17 protein-coding genes are annotated in these 15,752 nt (G+C 72.8%); 4 read left to right on the top strand and 13 right to left on the bottom strand.

Annotation, left to right across the window (positions count from 1 at the left end; translation table 11 throughout):
* Positions 1-167: 167 nt before the first annotated feature.
* The 6 genes from BX285_RS16365 to BX285_RS16340 all read right to left on the bottom strand — a co-directional run bounded on the left by BX285_RS16365 (position 168) and on the right by BX285_RS16340 (position 6,596).
* The gene (locus BX285_RS16365) at positions 168-716 is read right to left on the bottom strand and encodes an arginine repressor (protein ID WP_049652068.1); all 549 of its coding nucleotides are present in this window, start codon (positions 714-716) and stop codon (positions 168-170) included.
* Positions 717-739: 23 nt separating this feature from the next.
* Complete coding sequence (locus BX285_RS16360; protein ID WP_121175520.1) at positions 740-1,945, bottom strand: acetylornithine transaminase; 1,206 nt, start codon at positions 1,943-1,945, stop codon at positions 740-742.
* On the bottom strand, positions 1,942-2,817 hold the full coding sequence (argB, locus tag BX285_RS16355; RefSeq protein WP_097240358.1) for an acetylglutamate kinase: 876 nt from the start codon (positions 2,815-2,817) through the stop codon (positions 1,942-1,944). The genes BX285_RS16360 and argB overlap by 4 nt, the downstream gene beginning before the upstream one ends.
* A gap of 197 nt (positions 2,818-3,014) precedes the next feature.
* Positions 3,015-4,187 carry a bifunctional glutamate N-acetyltransferase/amino-acid acetyltransferase ArgJ gene (gene argJ / locus BX285_RS16350; RefSeq protein ID WP_097238652.1) on the bottom strand — a complete coding sequence of 391 codons (1,173 nt, stop codon included), beginning with the start codon at positions 4,185-4,187 and terminating at the stop codon, positions 3,015-3,017.
* Positions 4,184-5,212 (bottom strand): N-acetyl-gamma-glutamyl-phosphate reductase, encoded by a 1,029-nt coding sequence (argC, locus tag BX285_RS16345; RefSeq protein ID WP_121175519.1) that lies wholly within the window; start codon positions 5,210-5,212, stop codon positions 4,184-4,186. The genes argJ and argC overlap by 4 nt, the downstream gene beginning before the upstream one ends.
* Before the next feature lie 169 nt (positions 5,213-5,381).
* Complete coding sequence (locus BX285_RS16340; protein WP_121175518.1) at positions 5,382-6,596, bottom strand: methyltransferase; 1,215 nt, start codon at positions 6,594-6,596, stop codon at positions 5,382-5,384.
* Positions 6,597-6,692: 96 nt separating this feature from the next.
* Between BX285_RS16340 and BX285_RS16335 the strand changes: the two genes are divergently transcribed.
* Together BX285_RS16335 and BX285_RS16330 are read left to right on the top strand one after the other, a co-directional pair.
* Entirely contained in the window at positions 6,693-7,097 is a 405-nt protein-coding gene (locus BX285_RS16335; RefSeq protein WP_097238649.1) for a VOC family protein, read from the top strand.
* 91 nt (positions 7,098-7,188) lie between these two features.
* Positions 7,189-7,563, top strand: a complete 375-nt coding sequence (locus BX285_RS16330; RefSeq protein WP_097238648.1) for an RNA-binding S4 domain-containing protein — start codon at positions 7,189-7,191, stop codon at positions 7,561-7,563.
* Positions 7,564-7,584: 21 nt separating this feature from the next.
* On the opposite strand, the gene BX285_RS16325 is transcribed toward BX285_RS16330, so the two are convergent.
* Entirely contained in the window at positions 7,585-8,091 is a 507-nt protein-coding gene (locus BX285_RS16325; RefSeq protein ID WP_097238647.1) for an FBP domain-containing protein, read from the bottom strand.
* A gap of 115 nt (positions 8,092-8,206) precedes the next feature.
* A complete protein-coding gene (locus BX285_RS16320) occupies positions 8,207-9,112 on the bottom strand; it encodes an SAM-dependent methyltransferase (RefSeq protein WP_259470551.1) in 906 nt (301 codons plus the stop codon).
* 246 nt (positions 9,113-9,358) lie between these two features.
* Between BX285_RS16320 and BX285_RS16315 the strand changes: the two genes are divergently transcribed.
* Positions 9,359-10,276, top strand: coding sequence for a polysaccharide deacetylase family protein (locus BX285_RS16315; protein WP_097238645.1), 918 nt, complete (start codon positions 9,359-9,361; stop codon positions 10,274-10,276).
* 11 nt (positions 10,277-10,287) lie between these two features.
* Here BX285_RS16315 and BX285_RS16310 read toward each other — a convergent pair whose 3' ends face one another.
* Entirely contained in the window at positions 10,288-11,106 is an 819-nt protein-coding gene (locus BX285_RS16310) for an SDR family NAD(P)-dependent oxidoreductase (protein ID WP_097238644.1), read from the bottom strand.
* A gap of 283 nt (positions 11,107-11,389) precedes the next feature.
* Between BX285_RS16310 and BX285_RS16305 the strand changes: the two genes are divergently transcribed.
* Positions 11,390-12,259 carry a 3-hydroxybutyryl-CoA dehydrogenase gene (locus BX285_RS16305; protein ID WP_097238643.1) on the top strand — a complete coding sequence of 290 codons (870 nt, stop codon included), beginning with the start codon at positions 11,390-11,392 and terminating at the stop codon, positions 12,257-12,259.
* A gap of 95 nt (positions 12,260-12,354) precedes the next feature.
* Here BX285_RS16305 and BX285_RS16300 read toward each other — a convergent pair whose 3' ends face one another.
* The 4 genes from BX285_RS16300 to BX285_RS16285 form a co-directional block, all read right to left on the bottom strand.
* Positions 12,355-13,197, bottom strand: coding sequence for a chitosanase (locus BX285_RS16300; protein WP_097238642.1), 843 nt, complete (start codon positions 13,195-13,197; stop codon positions 12,355-12,357).
* 122 nt (positions 13,198-13,319) lie between these two features.
* Positions 13,320-14,285 (bottom strand): ABC transporter permease subunit, encoded by a 966-nt coding sequence (locus BX285_RS16295; protein ID WP_097238641.1) that lies wholly within the window; start codon positions 14,283-14,285, stop codon positions 13,320-13,322.
* Positions 14,282-15,208 carry an ATP-binding cassette domain-containing protein gene (locus tag BX285_RS16290; RefSeq protein WP_097238640.1) on the bottom strand — a complete coding sequence of 309 codons (927 nt, stop codon included), beginning with the start codon at positions 15,206-15,208 and terminating at the stop codon, positions 14,282-14,284. Before BX285_RS16290 ends, BX285_RS16295 begins: the two co-directional genes overlap by 4 nt.
* Positions 15,208-15,645, bottom strand: coding sequence for a GntR family transcriptional regulator (locus BX285_RS16285; protein WP_097238639.1), 438 nt, complete (start codon positions 15,643-15,645; stop codon positions 15,208-15,210). Before BX285_RS16285 ends, BX285_RS16290 begins: the two co-directional genes overlap by 1 nt.
* Between the last annotated feature and the right edge of the window lie 107 nt (positions 15,646-15,752).

Raw genomic sequence — 15,752 nt, 5'->3', positions numbered from 1 at the left:
TCGAGCTCCTTACGAGGGGACGTGCAGGCGTACAGGTTTACGGCGTTGGGCATAAGTATGCACGAGGGTGCATGAAACGCCAACCCCGGCCGGTGGACGGGGTCGGCGCTCGGTGGACGCTGTCGGTGGTGCGGGCTGCTGCCCGTGGGTGCTACTGCCGGTGCGGGCTACTGGGCCTTGGCCTGGGCGAGTTGCATGAGGTGGTCGGCGAGCGCCTGGCCGCCGGCCGGGTCGCGGCTGATCAGCAGGACGGTGTCGTCGCCGGCGATGGTGCCGATGATCTCGAACACCTCGGCCTGGTCGATCGCCGAGGCCAGGAACTGGGCGGCGCCCGGCGGGGTGCGCAGCACCACCAGGTTGCCGGAGGCCGTCGCGGAGACCATGAGCTCGCCGGCCAGCCGGGCCATTCGGCCCTCGCTGGCCGACTCCCCCATCGGTGCGCGCGGCGTGCGGTCGCCGCCCTCGGCCGGGACGGCGTAGATCAGCGCGCCGTCCCGGTTGCGGATCTTGACCGCGCCCAGCTCGTCCAGGTCCCGGGAGAGGGTGGCCTGGGTGACCACGAGTCCGTCGTCGGCGAGCAGCTTGGCGAGCTGGCTCTGCGAACGCACGGGCTGGCGGGTGAGCAGGTCCACGATCCGCCGGTGGCGCGCCGTGCGGGTCTGCGGGACCTGCGGCGTCGGGCCGGCGGCGGAGGGGCCTGAGTGGGAAGCGGTCATGTGATTATTCTCCCGGACGACCGTCAACTCGCATCGGCCGGGGCGCCCTCGCGCACCGTCCGGAGGATGCCCGGCAGTGCCGCGAGGAAGGCGTCCGCCTCCTGCTCGGTCAGCACCAGCGGCGGAGCCAGCCGGACGGCGTCCGGGACGGCCGCGTTGACCAGGAAGCCCGCGTCCTGGGCCGCAACCTGGATCGCGGCCGAGACCGGCTCGGTGAGCACGATGCCGAGCAGCAGTCCGGCCCCGCGCACGTGCGAGACCAGCGGGTCGCCGATCGCCTCGACGCCCTGGCGCAGCCGCTCGCCGAGCTTGCGGACGTGCTCCAGCAGGCCCTCGGACTCGATGGTGTCCAGCACCGCGAGCCCGGCCGCGGCGGCCACCGGGTTGCCGCCGAAGGTGGTGCCGTGCTGGCCCGGGGTGAGCAGGTCGGCGGCCTCGCCGAAGGCGAGCACGGCGCCCATCGGCAGACCGCCGCCGAGCGCCTTGGCGAGGGTGACGACGTCCGGCTCGACGCCCTCGAACGCCTGGTGGGCGTACCAGTGGCCGGTGCGGCCGACGCCGGTCTGGATCTCGTCCAGGACCAGCAGGGTGCCGGTGGCCCGGGTGATCTCGCGGGCCGCCCTGAGGTAGCCGTCCGGCAGCGGGATCGCGCCGTTCTCGCCCTGGATCGGCTCCAGGAAGACGGCGGCGGTCTCGGTGGTGACGGCCGCGCGCAGCGCCTCGACGTCGCCGAACGGGACGTGGGTGACGTCACCGGGCAGCGGGCGGAACGGGTCCTGCTTGGCGGGCTGGCCGGTCAGCGCGAGGGCGCCCATGGTCCGGCCGTGGAAGGCGCCCTGGAGGGCGACCAGGTGGGTGCGGCCGGTCCGCCGGCTGATCTTGAACGCGGCCTCGTTGGCCTCCGCGCCGGAGTTGCAGAAGAACACCCGGCCGTCCTCCCGGCCGTCCAGCGCCAGCAGCCGCTCGGCGAGGGCGATGGTGGGCTCGGCCATGAAGAGGTTGGAGACGTGGCCGAGGGTGGCGATCTGCCGGCTCACCGCCTCGACGACGGCCGGGTGGGCGGTGCCCAGGGCGTTGACGGCGATGCCGCCGAGCAGGTCGGTGTACTCCTTGCCGTCGGCGTCCCAGAGCTTGCTGCCCGCGCCGCGCACCAGCGGGATCCGCGGGGTGCCGTAGTTGTCGGTGAAGGTGTGCTGCCACCGGCCGGTGAGCTGCTCGTTGTGCGTCATGCCAGTCCCCCGGTCACGGTCGGTTCGTCGTCCGGCACGACCATCGTGCCGATGCCCTCGTCGGTGAAGATCTCCAGCAGCAGGCTGTGCTGCACCCGACCGTCCAGCACGCGGGCGGTGCCCACGCCGGAGCGGACGGCGCGCAGGCAGCCCTCCATCTTGGGGAGCATGCCGCTGGCCAGCTCGGGCAGCAGCTCCTCCAGTTCGCTCGCGTTGAGCTGGCTGATCACGTCGTCGGAGTGCGGCCAGTCCTTGTAGAGGCCCTCGACGTCGGTGAGGACGACGAGCATCTCGGCGCCGAGCGCGACCGCCAGGGCGGAGGCCGCGGTGTCGGCGTTGATGTTGTAGACGTGGCCGTCGGCGCCGCGCGCGATCGAGGAGATGACCGGGATCCGGCCGTCGGCGATCAGCGCCTTCACCGCGCCGGCCTCGATGTTGACGATGTCCCCGACCAGGCCGATGTCCACCTGCTCGCCGTCGACGACCGCGTAGCGCTTGACGGCCGTCATGGTGTGCGCGTCCTCGCCGGTCATGCCGACGGCGAACGGGCCGTGCTCGTTGAGCAGGCCGACCAGCTCGCGCTGCACCTGGCCGGCCAGCACCATCCGGACCACGTCCATGGTCTCGGGGGTGGTCACCCGCAGCCCGTTGGTGAAGTTGGACTCCAGGCCGAGCTTGTCCAGCTGGGCGCTGATCTGCGGGCCGCCGCCGTGCACCACGACCGGGTGGAGGCCGGCGTAGCGCAGGAAGACGACGTCCTGGGCGAAGGCCGACTTGAGGCTGTCGTCCACCATGGCGTTGCCGCCGAACTTGATCACGACGGTCTTGCCGTGGAAGCGCTCCAGCCACGGCAGCGCCTCGATCAGCGTCATGGCCTTGGGCAACGCGGTGTTGTTGCGGGCCTGTTCGCCCTTGGGTGCGATCTGCACGGGGTTCCCTCGTCGATGGGGTCCCCCGGCCGGAGGCTGGGGGAGGAAGTCGCGGACCGGGTGCGCAGCCGGCCTGTCGTGACCGGTTGGTCGCGGCCGGCCTGTCGCGGCTCAGGATGCCGCGGACGAAGTGACGCGGATCAGGTCGAGTAGGCGCTGTTCTCGTGAACGTAGTCGGCGGTGAGGTCGTTGGTCCACAGCGAGGCGCTCGCCGTACCGGCGTTGAGGTTCGCGGTGATGACGACCTCGCGGCCCTTCATGTCCACCAGGTCGCGGTCCTCGGCCACGCCGCCGTCCCGGCAGACCCAGACGCCGTTGATGGCGACGTCCAGCCGGTTCGGGTCGAAGGCGGCGGTGGTGGTGCCGATCGCGGCCAGCACCCGGCCCCAGTTGGGGTCCTCGCCGTGGATGGCGCACTTGAGCAGGTTGTTGCGGCTGATCGTCCGGGCGACGTCGACGGCCTCGTCCTCGGTGGCGGCGCCGGTGACGTCGATCCGGATGTCCTTGCTGGCGCCTTCGGCGTCGCCGATCAGCTGGCGGGCCAGGTCGGCGCTGACCGTGCGGACGGCCTCGGCGAACTCGGCCGGGTCCGGGGTGAGACCGGTGGCGCCGGAGGCGAGCAGCAGCACGGTGTCGTTGGTCGACATGCAGCCGTCGGAGTCGATCCGGTCGAAGGTGGTGCGGGTGGCGCCGCGCAGCGCGTCGTCCAGGCCGGCGCTGTCCACGGCGGCGTCGGTGGTGAGCACGACCAGCATGGTGGCGAGGCTCGGGGCGAGCATGCCCGCGCCCTTGGCCATGCCGCCGACCGTCCAGCCGGCCGGGCTGGTGACCTGGGCGGTCTTGTGCACGGTGTCGGTGGTCTTGATGGCGATCGCGGCGGCCTCGCCGCCGGTCTCGCTGAGCTCCCCGACAGCCAGGGTGACGCCGGGCAGCAGGACGTCCATCGGCAGCCGCTGGCCGATCAGGCCGGTGGAGGCCACGGCGACCTCGCCGGCGTTGAGCTCCAGCTCCGCGGCGACCTTCTCGGCGGTGGCGTGGGTGTCCTGGAAGCCGAGCGGGCCGGTGCAGGCGTTGGCGCCACCGGAGTTGAGGACGACGGCGGAGACCTGGCCGCCCTTGAGGACCTGCTCGGACCAGAGCACGGGCGCGGCCTTGACCCGGTTCGCGGTGAAGACGCCGGCGGCGGCGAGCGAGGGGCCGTCGTTGACCACCAGGGCGAGGTCGGGGGTGCCGGAGGCCTTGATGCCCGCGGTCACGCCGGCGGCCCGGAAGCCCTTGGCGGCGGTGACTCCGAGGTTGTCGGGACTGGTCACGGTGCGACTCCGTTCACGGGAAGGCCCAGCTCCTCGGGCAGGCCCAGGGCGATGTTCATGCTCTGCACCGCGCCGCCGGCGGTGCCCTTGACGAGGTTGTCGATCGCGCTGATCGCGACGATCCGCCCGGCGGTGGCGTCCAGGGCGACCTGGACCAGGGCGGTGTTGGCGCCGTAGACGCTGCTGGTCTGCGGCCACTGCCCCTCGGGCAGCAGGTGGACGAAGGGCTCGTCCGCGAACGCCTCGGCGTAGGCGGCGCGCAGGCTCTCGGCACTCACCCCGGGCCGGGCCTTGGCCGAGCAGGTGGCGAGGATGCCGCGCGGCATCGGGACGAGGGTGGGGGTGAAGGAGACGGTGACCGGCTCGCCCGCGAGCGGGGTGAGGTTCTGCACCATCTCCGGGGTGTGCCGGTGGACGCCGCCGACGCCGTACGGGCTGACGCTGCCCATCACCTCGCTGCCCAGCAGGTGCGGCTTGGCGGCCTTGCCGGCGCCGGAGGTGCCGGAGGCGGCGACCACGACGGCCTCCGGCTCGGCGAGACCGGCCGCGTAGGCGGGGAACAGCGCCAGGGAGACCGCGGTCGGGTAGCAGCCGGGTACGGCGATCCGGTTGCTGCCCTTCAACGCGGCGCGGTGGCCGGGGAGTTCGGGCAGGCCGTAGGGCCAGGTGCCGGCGTGCGCGGAGCCGTAGAACTGCTCCCAGTCAGCGGCGGCCCTGAGCCGAAAGTCGGCGCCGCAGTCGACCACCAGGACGTTCTCGCCGAGGGCTTCGGCAACGGCGGCGGACTGGCCGTGCGGGAGCGCCAGGAACACCACGTCGTGGTCGGCCAGCACCTCGGGGGTGGTGGGTTCGAGCACGCGGTCGGCGAGCGGGATCAGGTGCGGCTGCAGTGCGCCCAGCCTGGTGCCCGCGTTCGAGCCGCCGGTCAGCGCTCCGATCTCCACCTCGGGGTGGCCGAGCAGCAGGCGCAGCACCTCGCCGCCCGCGTATCCGCTCGCGCCGGCGACGGCGACTCGCAATGCCATGGCGTTCCTCCTTTGTCGTGGCATGAATATACGCGTGAGGGAAAATCCATGCAAGGAGTATGCGTGGAAGCCCCGACCCGGGGGTGAACCCCCGGTCGGCGCTTGACGGCGCGCGGCACCCGGCGCCCCACACGCTGCTCGGCACTCGGCGCCCGGCGGCGCCCGGCACTCAGCGCTTGACGGCGCGCAGCACCACGAACTTGGGGTTCCCGGCCACGAGTTGGCAGTTGCCGAAGAGGCGGCGCAGCTTGACGTGGTACCCGAGGTGGCGGTTGCCGACCACCCAGAGTTCACCGCCGGGCCGCAGCGCCCGCTTCGATCCGGTGAACATCCGCCAGGCGGTGGCGTCGGTGGTGGCCTGATGGGAGTGGAACGGCGGGTTGTTGAGCACCAGGTCCACCGAGCCCGGGGCGATCACGTCCGCCGCGAGCGCGTCGGCGGCCAGGAACTCGGCCCGGGCGTCGGGGCCCAGGTTGGTGCGGAAGGTCTCCTCGGCGGAGGCCACCGCCTGGTGCGACTCGTCCACGAACAGCAGCTCGGCGCCCGGCCCGGCCAGCGCGGCGGCCGTCCCGACCACACCGTTGCCGCAGCCCAGGTCCACCACCCGGTCGCCGGGGGCGGGGGTCGGCAGGTGGGCGAGGAGGAACCGGGTGCCGATGTCGAGCCGCTCGGCGCAGAACGTCCCGGCGTGGTTGACGACCGTACGGCCGGAGGCGGGGCCGATGCCCGACGGCAGCACGTAGCGGTGCGGCCACGGGCTGGGACCGGGGGCGAGCGCCGGGTCCGGTGTACAGAGGATCAGCCGGGCCTTGCGGACGGCCAGCGAGGTGCGGGTCGGACCGAGGATCCGCTCGAAGAGCCGGAGCGTGGAGGTGTGGATCTCGGTCACCATGCCGGAGCCCACCACCACGGTGCCCTCGTGGACGGCGGGGGCGAGCCGGTGCAGCTGGTCCTCCAGCAGGGCCAGGCTCTTCGGGACGCGCACCAGCAGGACGTCGATCCGCTCCGGCGGGCTGTCCCGGGTGGTGAGCAGCCGGGCCTCGTCGACGGCGGCGCCGGCCCGGGCCAGGTTGGCCGCGGTGGCCTTCCGGCCGAGGTGGGAGTCGCTGATCTGGAGCGGCCGGTGCTCGGCGAGTGCGGTGGTCAGTGCGCCCCAGCGGTCGCCGAGGACGGCGATCCGGCGGCCGGCCAGCTCGGTGGCGGCGCCGGCCGCGCTGTCCGTCTCGCCCGCGAGGTGGCGCAGCAGGTACTCGTCGGCGGCGTCCCAGGCCCGCAGCCGCTCGCGCGGGTCCTCGGGGAAGCGGGTGAGGTCGAAGGTGCCCCACGGGGTGGCGAACGGGGTCGCGGCGGGCGGCGCCGCGGCGGGCGTGGTCTGCGGATTCATCGTGTTCTCAGGCTATCGGACGGGCTCCGGGGAACAGTTTTGGATGGAAGCCGCCGGACGGATACTGGAAGTGCCCGACCGAGAGGGGTGAGGGCGATGGACTGGAAGCTCGAAGTCGTGGTGGTCCCGGTGTCCGACGTGGACCGCGCGAAGCTCTTCTACGAGGAGCAGGCCGGCTTCACGGTCGACCACGACACCCGGCTGCGGGACGGACTCCGGGTGGTCCAGCTGACTCCTCCCGGATCGCGCTGCTCGATCGTGGTCGGCAAGGGCGTGATCGACTCGCCGCCCGGCTCGGTCAAGGGGCTCCAGCTGGTGGTGGCCGACATCGAGAAGGCGCACGCCGAACTCGCCGCGCGGGGCGTGCAGGTCAGCCCCATCCAGCACTTCGTGGCGGGAACCCGGGTCGACGGCCACGGCGAGGCGTGGAACAACTTCGTCTTCTTCAACGACCCGGACGGCAACGGCTGGGCCGTCCAGGAGGCGCCGGCCGCGGCGTAGGCCTCCGGCGTGGGCGCCGGGCACGGGGCTCCGCCGTGGGCTCGGGCCCAGGCCTCCGGCTTCCGTCCGGGCCCTTGGGTAGGCTCCGAGGATGGCTGAACACGAGGGAAGCGTGCGGGTGGACAGCTGGATCTGGTCGGTCCGGCTGGTCAAGACGCGGGCGCTGGCGGCGGCCGCCTGCCGGGCCGGGCACGTCCGGGTGAACGGCGAACGGGCCAAGCCGGCCCAGGCGCTGAAGCCCGGGGACGAAGTGCGGGTCCGCGAGGAGGGGTACGAGCGGGTCGTGGTCGTACGGCAGCTGATCCGCAAGCGCGTCGGCGCCGCGGCCGCGGCGGAGTGCGTGGTCGACAACAGCCCGCCGCGGCCGCCGCGCGAGTTCGTCGCAGCGGCCGGGCAGCGGGACCGCGGGACGGGACGCCCCACCAAGCGGGAGCGCCGCGACCTGGACCAGCTGCGCGGGCACTGACGCTCCCCCGCCGGGACTCGGCTACGCGGCGGTGTCGGTGAGCACCTTGGCCAGGAAGGCGTCGAGGTTGCCCACCGTACGGGCGATCTGCTGCTCCAGCGGCAGCGACTCGTCGGGCCTGGTCACCAGGGTGGACTTCTTCAACCCGCGCACGTAGAGGGAGCAGGCGAGGTCGGCGCAGATGTACGTCCCGACCGTGTTGCCCTCGCGGCCGGCCACCCCGGCCCGGCGGGCGGCGAGCAGCGCGACGCCGGTACCGGCGTGGGTGGTGATGCACAGCGAGCACACGTTGCTCTTGGTGAGGCTGCGCCGCACCGTCGGCACCCGCAGCGTCACCCCGACCGGCTCACCGCCGTGCACGGCCACCAGGTAGGCGCGGTCGGGCGCGCCCTGGTCCCGCCAGCCGAGGAAGTCCAGGTTCTCCCACGGCAGTTCGGCCAGACCCCGGGGCAGGTTGAGCCGACGGGCCTCGCCCTTGGAGCAGTTGACGAAGGACGCGCGGATCTCGTTCTCACTCAGGGGTTCCATGGCGCGGAAGCTAACACCGCCGCCCGCGGCCTGTCGCGTCAATTTCTCCCGGTACGTACCGGGTCATCCGGGCGGGCGCGGGCTCGCCGGTGGGCCTGGGTCCGCCCCGGGCTGCCTACGGCTTGAAGGCGACGCCCGCGTAGGCGGAGACGTCCTGCCAGCCCTCGGGGAGTTCGGTGGTGGGGACGTGGCCGGGGGTGGGGCGCCAGAGCGGGAGTTGGACGAGGCCGGGGCCGGCGAACTCGAAGTCGCCGAAGAAGGGTTCGACGCCGGCCCGGGGGCGCAGGACGAGGGGGGCGCTGGCGCTCTTGTAGATGTGGGTGCCCTCGGCGGCGCTCTCCCGGGAGGCGAAGTCGGGGCTGCCGTGGGAGAGGATCAGCGCGCTGCCCGGCGCGAGCGCGTCGCGCAGGGCGCGGACGATCTGCTGCGCACCGTCCTCGTCGCGGATGAAGTGCAGGACGGCGACCAGCATCAGCGCGACCGGCTGGGAGAGGTCGACGGCGGCGGCCAGCGCGGGGTGGCCGAGGATCGTGGCCGGGTCGCGCAGGTCGGCCTCGATCACCGAGGTGTGCCCGGTGGGGTGGCCGGCGAGCAGGGCGCGGGCGTGGGTGGCCACGATCGGGTCGTTGTCCACGTACACCACGCGGGCGTCCGGGGCGACCCGCTGGGCGACCTCGCTGGTGGAGCCGACGGCGGGGATGCCGGTGCCGATGTCGACGAACTGGCGGATGCCCCGGCCGGCCACGAACTCCACGGCGCGGCCGAGGAACTGCCGGTTGGTGCGGGCGAGCAGCGGCAGTGCGGGGTAGGCGGCTATCGCGGCCTGGGCGGCCTTGCGGTCGGCCTCGAAGTTGTCCTTGCCGCCCAGGTAGTAGTCGTACATCCGGGCCGTGTGCGGGATGCCGGTGTCCAGTTCGCTCGGCGGCTGCCAGTCGTCCGCTCTGACCCAGTTCCAGTCGGTGTCGGCCGCCCGCCCCGCCGCAGTGTCCTCGTACATCCCGTCCCGCCCCCAATGCGCCATGCCGGAAGTGTGGCGACCGCGCGTCGTCCCGCGGTGCGCGGTGATCGTATCCAACGACAGGCCGTGGAAACAGCGGGAGTTCAGGTTTACGCAACACCCGTAGACAAGATGTGTGCACGTCAAACACGCCATGGACAGCGAACGGACAGCGAACGGACAGCGATACGGACAGCAGTACGGGCAACGGCCCGGACACCGGTCGTACCGGATCGCCCGCCGGGCCCGTCGTCTCTATGCTGGCTGCCGATGACTGCCGACCGCCGCACCGTGCTGCGCACCACCGCCAAGATGGCCGCCCTCACCGCCACCGCCGGCCTCCTCACGGCCTGCGGTACCGGCACGCCCCGCCGGGCCGACCCCGGGGCGCTGGCCGCGCACCCCGGCACCGTCGATCCGCAGCACACCACCGACCCGGCGTGGAACGGCGGCGAGGGCCCGGCCTCCCCCGCCCCCACGGCCCCGGCCGAGCCGGCCGAGCCGCAGGCCGCCGCCGGGGCGGGCGCGACCGCCGCCCAGCCCTCCGCCCCGCCGACCCCGCCCCCGCTGCCCCCGCTCGCGGCCGGCACCCCGGTCGAGGTCGTGTACGGGCCGCGCACCGGCAGGAACGTGGCGCTCACCTTCCACGGCAGCGGCGACCCGAAGCTGGCCACCGCCCTGCTGGAGATCGCCGAGCAGCGCGGCGCCAAGCTGACCGTGATGGTCGTCGGCAGCTGGCTCGACCAGCAGCCGCAGATGGCCCGACGGATCCTGGACGGCGGCCACGAGTTGGGCAACCACACCCAGAACCACCTCAACATCTCCGCCATGACGCCCGACCAGGCGCGCGCCGAGATCGCCCAGTGCGCCGAGCGGCTGCAGCGGCTCACCGGCTCGATCGGCCGCTGGTTCCGCCCCTCCGCCGCCCAGTACGCCACCCCGATGGTGCGCGAGCAGGCCAGGGCCGTCGGCTACGAGCACGTGCTGTCCTTCGACGTCGACCCGCGCGACTACAGCGACCCTTCGGCCGCCGAACTGCAGCGCCGGGTGCTGAACTCGGTGCGCGGCGGTTCGGTGGTGGCCCTGCACATGGGCCACCAGTGCACGGTGGACGCGCTGCCGGCCATCCTGGACGGCCTGGCCAAGGCGGGGCTCAAGCCGGTGACGGCCAGCCAGTTGTGCGCCTGAAGGACTGCTGATCAGACCATCGGGTCGTCGTCCTTGTACGGGCGCAGCCGCAGGGTGCGGGCGTCCGCGGCGCGGATCTCCTCGGCCCGGGTGACCAGCTCCTCCAGGTCGTCCCGCCCGGCGTGGATGAACCGCCCGTGCAGCGCGTCGAAGCGCCCGCGGGCGGCGTCCGCGGTGACCGCGACCATGTACGGGATGGAGCCCCAGGTCTTCATGTCCTTGAACATCGGCATCCCGGCGGTCATGTCGGTGGCCACCGCGCCCGGGCTGATGTCCAGGACGACGACGCCGTGCCCTGCGAGCGAGTCCGCCATGTTGTCGGAGAGCTGGAGCAGCGCGCCCTTGGAGGTGGCGTAGGCGGTGTAGTGGCCGTCGGGGCGCAGCGCGAAGCCGGAGTTGAGGTTGAGCACCCGCCCGCTCCGCCGGGCGACCATGCCGGGCAGGACGCAGCGCAGCAGGTTGTAGGGGCCGCGCAGGTTGGTCTCGACCACCTGCCACCACTGGTTGGCGTCGGTCTCCCAGATCGGCACCTCGGCGCGGTCGACCTGTCCGGCGTTGTTGACCAGCAGGTCGATCGGGCCGAGGTCGCGTTCGACGAGCCGGACGGCCTCGCGCACCGAGCCGGGCCGGGTGACGTCGGCGGTGACGGCCACGCCCCGGGAGCCGTGCTTGACGCACTCCTTGAGGGTTGCGGTCAGCGTCTCGTGGGTGCGGCCGACCAGGCCGACGGCCATCCCCTCGGCGGCCAGGCCGATGGCGATCTCCCGGCCGATTCCCCGGCCGGCGCCGGTGACCAGGGCGACCTGTCCTGTGAGCGATCCCGTCGGCACCGTGTGCTCCCTTCCCGTCCCCGGCCCCCGTCTGCGGCATTCTGTCGGCCGGCGGGCGGTGGCGGCCCCCGGGCGCACCCGCAGGGGGCGCGGGCTCACCCTTTCGGGGGACTCCCGGCGGTGGCACTCCTCCGGGGAGGGGGTGACCTACCGGCCGGTACGGAGTAGTAACGTCGTCGGGGCGGTGACCGGTGCACCCATTCCGGCGCACCGGCCCGTTGACCAGCAGCTTGCTGGGCCACCAGTCGCTGGGTGACCCCCAGCACCACCGAAGGGCAACTGAGTGAGTGACATCGCGCGCGTCGGAGTAGTCGGCTGCGGTCTGATGGGGTCGGGCATCGCCGAGGTCTTCGCCCGGGCCGGGCTGGACGTCCTGGTGTCGGAGGCCAGCGGCGAGGCGCTGGAGTTCGGCCGTACCCGGCTGACCAACTCCCTGGAGACGGCCGTCAAGCGCGGCAAGCTGACCCCCGAGCAGCGGGACGAGGCGATGGCCCGGCTGTCCTTCACCACCGACCTGTCCGACTTCGCCGACCGTGACCTGGTGGTCGAGGCGGTCGCCGAGCGCGAGGACATCAAGGTCCAGATCTTCCAGACCCTGGACCAGGTGATCGAGCGCCGCGACGCGATCCTGGCCTCCAACACCTCCTCGATCCCGATCGTGAAGCTGGCCGCCGCCACCTCCCGCCCGGAGCAGGTCATCGGCCTGCACTTCTTCAACCCGGCGCCGGTGCAGAAGCTGGTCGAGGTCATCCCGACCCTGACCACCTCGGCGACCACCACCGAGCGGGTCGAGGCCTTCGCCACCCAGGTGCTCGGCAAGGAGCCGATCCGCGCCCGCGACCGGGCCGGCTTCGTGGTCAACGCGCTGCTGGTGCCGTACCTGCTGTCCGCGGTGCGGATGTTCGAGTCGGGCGTGGCCACCGCCTCCGACATCGACAAGGGCATGGAGGCCGGCTGCGCCCACCCGATGGGCCCGCTGCGGCTGTGCGACCTGATCGGCCTGGACACCATCGTCTCGATCGCCGAGTCGATGTACGACGAGTACAAGGAGCCGCTGTACGCCGCTCCGCCGCTGCTGTCCCGGATGGTCGACGCGGGCCTGCTGGGCCGCAAGTCGGGCCGCGGCTTCTACGACTACACCGCGAGCGCCTGACCCTTCCGGCGGGAGCGACAACGGGGCCCGGCGGCCGTGATCCGGCTGCCGGGCCCGTTGCATTGACGATACGTCAGCTACTGATGGTGCATCAGCTAGCTGTTGATGGCGTAGCTGTCGCCGTAGACCTTCCACTTCAGCGGCGGGTTGAGGTCGAAGTTCTTCGCGTTGAGGAAGACCAGCTGCTCGGTGTCGACCCGGCTGGTGTCGGAGTGGGCCTCCTCCTTCTTCATGACCACCTTGCGGGCGTCCAGGAACGCCTTCAGGTAGGTGGCCTCGTCGCCGCCCTGGGCCGGGGTCTTGGCCTTCTTCATGGCGGCGGCGCGGATGCCGCCGAAGCTGTCCGAGCTGTTGCCCGGGCCGTGCATGACGATGGCGTCGTAGTAGGCGAACTGGCCGAGCGCGCGCAGGCCGTCGGCCTTGGCCTGGTTGACGGCCGGGTTGAAGTAGACCCGGTCGCGCTCGTCGTTCTGGGCCTGCTGGAAGACGGTGTCCTTGGCGGCCGTGGCCCAGTCGCGCTCGAACGCGGAGCCGAGGCCGGCGTGCGAGTCGGTGCCGTTGACCTTCTTCAGGGCCGGCAGGTACTTGGCGAGGATGTTGCCGGGCTTGAGGTCGGTGTAGTGCTGGACGAGCTCCAGCATGTCGCCGGTGCCGGAACAGAAGCCGATGATGCCGGCGGTGTAGCCGCGGCCGTCCTTGATGTCCTCGATGTACTTGTACTGGGCCTTCCAGTCCAGCGAGGAGTTCTCCGCGCTGGACACCAGCTGCATCGCGATGTCCTTCTTGTGCGGGTCGTCCAGCCCGACCCCCTTGAGCCGGACGGACGCGGCCGGCGCCGGGGCGGCCTGGGCCGCCGTGGTGGCCGCGACGGTGAGGGGCGCGGCCACCAGGGCGGCGGCGAGGGCGATGCGGAGGGCACGGCGGGGCTGAGGGCGCATGGGACGCTCCGATTCCTCGTGGGTTAGGAAACTTTCCTAACGAGAGGAAAGGAAACGCCCTCCGGACCCGCCCCCGCAAGGGTTTTGACGGAAACTCTTCAAGCGATCAAGGGAGTCGCAGGTCAGGCCGCCCGGCGCCGGACCCACCACACCGCCGCCGCGCAGGCGGCCAGCCCCAGGGCGGTCATCCACCCGAACTCGATGAACTGGAACGGCCAGAAGCGGTCCGCCGGCTGGTACACCTGATGGGCCGTGTAGCCGCCGTCCCGCAGCAGTGCCTGGAGCTGCCCGAAGTCGCCGTGCCGGTAGAACTCGTCGACGGAGATCCGGTTCCCGGCCGGGTCGGAGTACCAGACCTCCCCCAGCCAGCGCCCGTCCAGCGCCATCGCCCGCATCGAGTGCACCGGCTCCTCCAGCGGCTGCAGGTAGTGGAACCGGAAGGACGCGGCCACGTACGGCAGCAGGACCGAGACCGCCAGGCCCGTACCCACCGCCACCACCGTGCGCCGCAGCACGGCGCCGACCAGGGCGGCCACGCCGAAGGGCAGCACCACGCGGCCGATCATCACCGGCCAGGTCTGCGCGAACAGGTCCTCGGAGAACTGCCCGTCCGCCAGCTTCAGCGGCGAGCTCCACCAGCGCAGCAGGAGCCCGAAGAGCCCGGCCACCACGGCCACCACCCCGCCGGCCAGCGCCAGCGAGCCGGCCGTCCAGCGGGTGCGGCCGACGCCCTGGGTCCAGACGAAGCGCACCGTCCCGTGCTCGAACTCCCGCGCCAGCAAGGGACCGCCGACGAAGGCGCCGAACGCTCCGCCGAGCACGTACAGCACCAGGTCGAGGGACTGCAGCCCCGCGCCGCCGTACTGGTGCAGGAACTGCTTGAACTTCTGCAGGCAGGCCTCCGAGGCCGGGTCGCAGGACGCGGCCCCGGAACGCTCCAGGCCGTCGTGGACGTACCAGCCGTGCAGCAGCAGCGCGAGCGCGATCGCGGCCATCACGGCGAGCAGGGTCACCAGGGTCGTCCGGTGGCGCAGCCCGGCCGCCCGCAGGACGGCGGAGCGGGGCGGGGCGATGGTGGTGGCACTCACGGCAGCAGCACCCTCTCGTTCGGGCGAACCGCTCCGCGCGGGCCGGGCAGGGCGGAAGCGGTCGGCTCGCGCAGGTAGGCGAGCACCAACTCCTCCAGGCCGACGCGCTGTTGGCGCCAGCCCTCGGACACCGGGGCGTCCGGGCCGCCGGTGCGGACCAGTAGGTGGGACTGGACTCCGGCCCGGCGGTCGCGGACCACCGGCAGCCGCCCGGCGACCGCGTCCGCCTCGGCGGTCGGGCCGGTGAGCATCCGGTGGCCGGCCAGCAGGTCGTCCACCTCCCCCGCCACCTGGACCCGGCCGCCGCCGAGCACCACCAGGTAGTCACAGCTCTGCTCCAGCTCGTTGACGGCGTGCGAGGAGAACACCACCGAGAGGCCGTCCTCGGCCACGGCGGTCAGCAGCACGGACATGAAGTCGTGCCGGGCCAGCGGGTCGAGCGCGGCCAGCGGCTCGTCCAGGAGGAGGAGTTCAGGCCGCTTGGCGAGCGCCAGCGCGAGCGAGACCTGCGCCTGCTGGCCGCCGGAGAGACGGCCGTACTTGCGGTCCAGCGGGATGCCGAGGCCGTCCAGGTGGGTGCGCGCCCGGGCGGCGTCCCAGCGGCGGTTGAGGTGGCGGCCCATCGCGAGCAGGTCGCGCACGCGCAGGCCCGGGTAGAGCACGGCGTTCTGGGCGACGAAGCCGATCCGGTCCAACGCCCGGGGAGAGCCCGGGAGTTGGTCACCCAGGACGGTCATGGCGCCCACGCTGGGCAGGGTCAGGCCGGCAGCCAGGCCGAGCAGCGTGGTCTTGCCGGCGCCGTTCGGGCCGACCAGGGCTACCACGTGCCCGGCCGGGACGGCGAGCCGGCAGTCCCGCAGCGCCCAGGAGCGGCGGTAGCGCTTGCCGAGCCCGGCGCAGTCGATCACCGTGTCCGCGGCCATCAGGCCACCACCCCGTCCCGGCCCTCGCGCAGGTCGCGCAGCGCGTCCTCGAACACGGCGGCCATCCCCTCCTCGTCCAGCCCGGCGGTCCGCGCCGAGCGCATCCAGTCCAGCAATCCCCGCCGCAGCGCGGCCCGTTCGCGCAGCGGCACCACCCCGGCGGGCAGCCCCCGGACGAAGGTGCCCTGGCCCCGGCGGCCGACCGCGAGGCCACGGTGCTCCAGCTCGCGGTACGCCTTGAGCACGGTGTTCGGATTGATCGCCAGCCCGGCCACCACCTCGCGCACCCGGGGCAGCCGGTCCCCCTCGGTCAACCAGCCCATCCGCAGCGCCTGTTCGACCTGCTGCACGAGCTGCAGGTAGGTCGGGACGCCGGAGGCCGGGTCCAGGCGGAACTCGATCGGAGAGGGCCGGTCCTCGCCTTTATCTACTTCCATAGGTAAAGAGATAAGCGATGGACTGATGTCCGGTCAACCCAAGACACCGTCAAATCCGGAACATGCAAAGGGCCCCACCCCGACCTCTCGGTCCGGAGTGGGGCCCC

The organism is Streptomyces sp. 1114.5 (assembly GCF_003635085.1).
Taxonomy (GTDB): domain Bacteria; phylum Actinomycetota; class Actinomycetes; order Streptomycetales; family Streptomycetaceae; genus Kitasatospora.
The sequence above is the reverse complement of the archived record's forward strand: the minus strand, read 5'-3'. Positions and strand labels throughout refer to the sequence as shown.

What these genes read in the sequence shown, in the direction of transcription:
- BX285_RS16300 (WP_097238642.1), bottom strand. Translation starts at nt 13,197, where the DNA reads ATGCGCCCTCAGCCCCGCCGTGCCCTCCGCATCGCCCTCGCCGCCGCC.
- BX285_RS16340 (WP_121175518.1), bottom strand. Translation starts at nt 6,596, where the DNA reads ATGAATCCGCAGACCACGCCCGCCGCGGCGCCGCCCGCCGCGACCCCG.
- BX285_RS16330 (WP_097238648.1), top strand. Translation starts at nt 7,189, where the DNA reads ATGGCTGAACACGAGGGAAGCGTGCGGGTGGACAGCTGGATCTGGTCG.
- BX285_RS16335 (WP_097238649.1), top strand. Translation starts at nt 6,693, where the DNA reads ATGGACTGGAAGCTCGAAGTCGTGGTGGTCCCGGTGTCCGACGTGGAC.
- BX285_RS16285 (WP_097238639.1), bottom strand. Translation starts at nt 15,645, where the DNA reads ATGGAAGTAGATAAAGGCGAGGACCGGCCCTCTCCGATCGAGTTCCGC.
- argB (WP_097240358.1), bottom strand. Translation starts at nt 2,817, where the DNA reads ATGACGCTGATCGAGGCGCTGCCGTGGCTGGAGCGCTTCCACGGCAAG.
- BX285_RS16360 (WP_121175520.1), bottom strand. Translation starts at nt 1,945, where the DNA reads ATGACGCACAACGAGCAGCTCACCGGCCGGTGGCAGCACACCTTCACC.
- BX285_RS16315 (WP_097238645.1), top strand. Translation starts at nt 9,359, where the DNA reads ATGACTGCCGACCGCCGCACCGTGCTGCGCACCACCGCCAAGATGGCC.
- BX285_RS16365 (WP_049652068.1), bottom strand. Translation starts at nt 716, where the DNA reads ATGACCGCTTCCCACTCAGGCCCCTCCGCCGCCGGCCCGACGCCGCAG.
- BX285_RS16325 (WP_097238647.1), bottom strand. Translation starts at nt 8,091, where the DNA reads ATGGAACCCCTGAGTGAGAACGAGATCCGCGCGTCCTTCGTCAACTGC.
- argC (WP_121175519.1), bottom strand. Translation starts at nt 5,212, where the DNA reads ATGGCATTGCGAGTCGCCGTCGCCGGCGCGAGCGGATACGCGGGCGGC.
- BX285_RS16320 (WP_259470551.1), bottom strand. Translation starts at nt 9,112, where the DNA reads ATGGCGCATTGGGGGCGGGACGGGATGTACGAGGACACTGCGGCGGGG.
- BX285_RS16290 (WP_097238640.1), bottom strand. Translation starts at nt 15,208, where the DNA reads ATGGCCGCGGACACGGTGATCGACTGCGCCGGGCTCGGCAAGCGCTAC.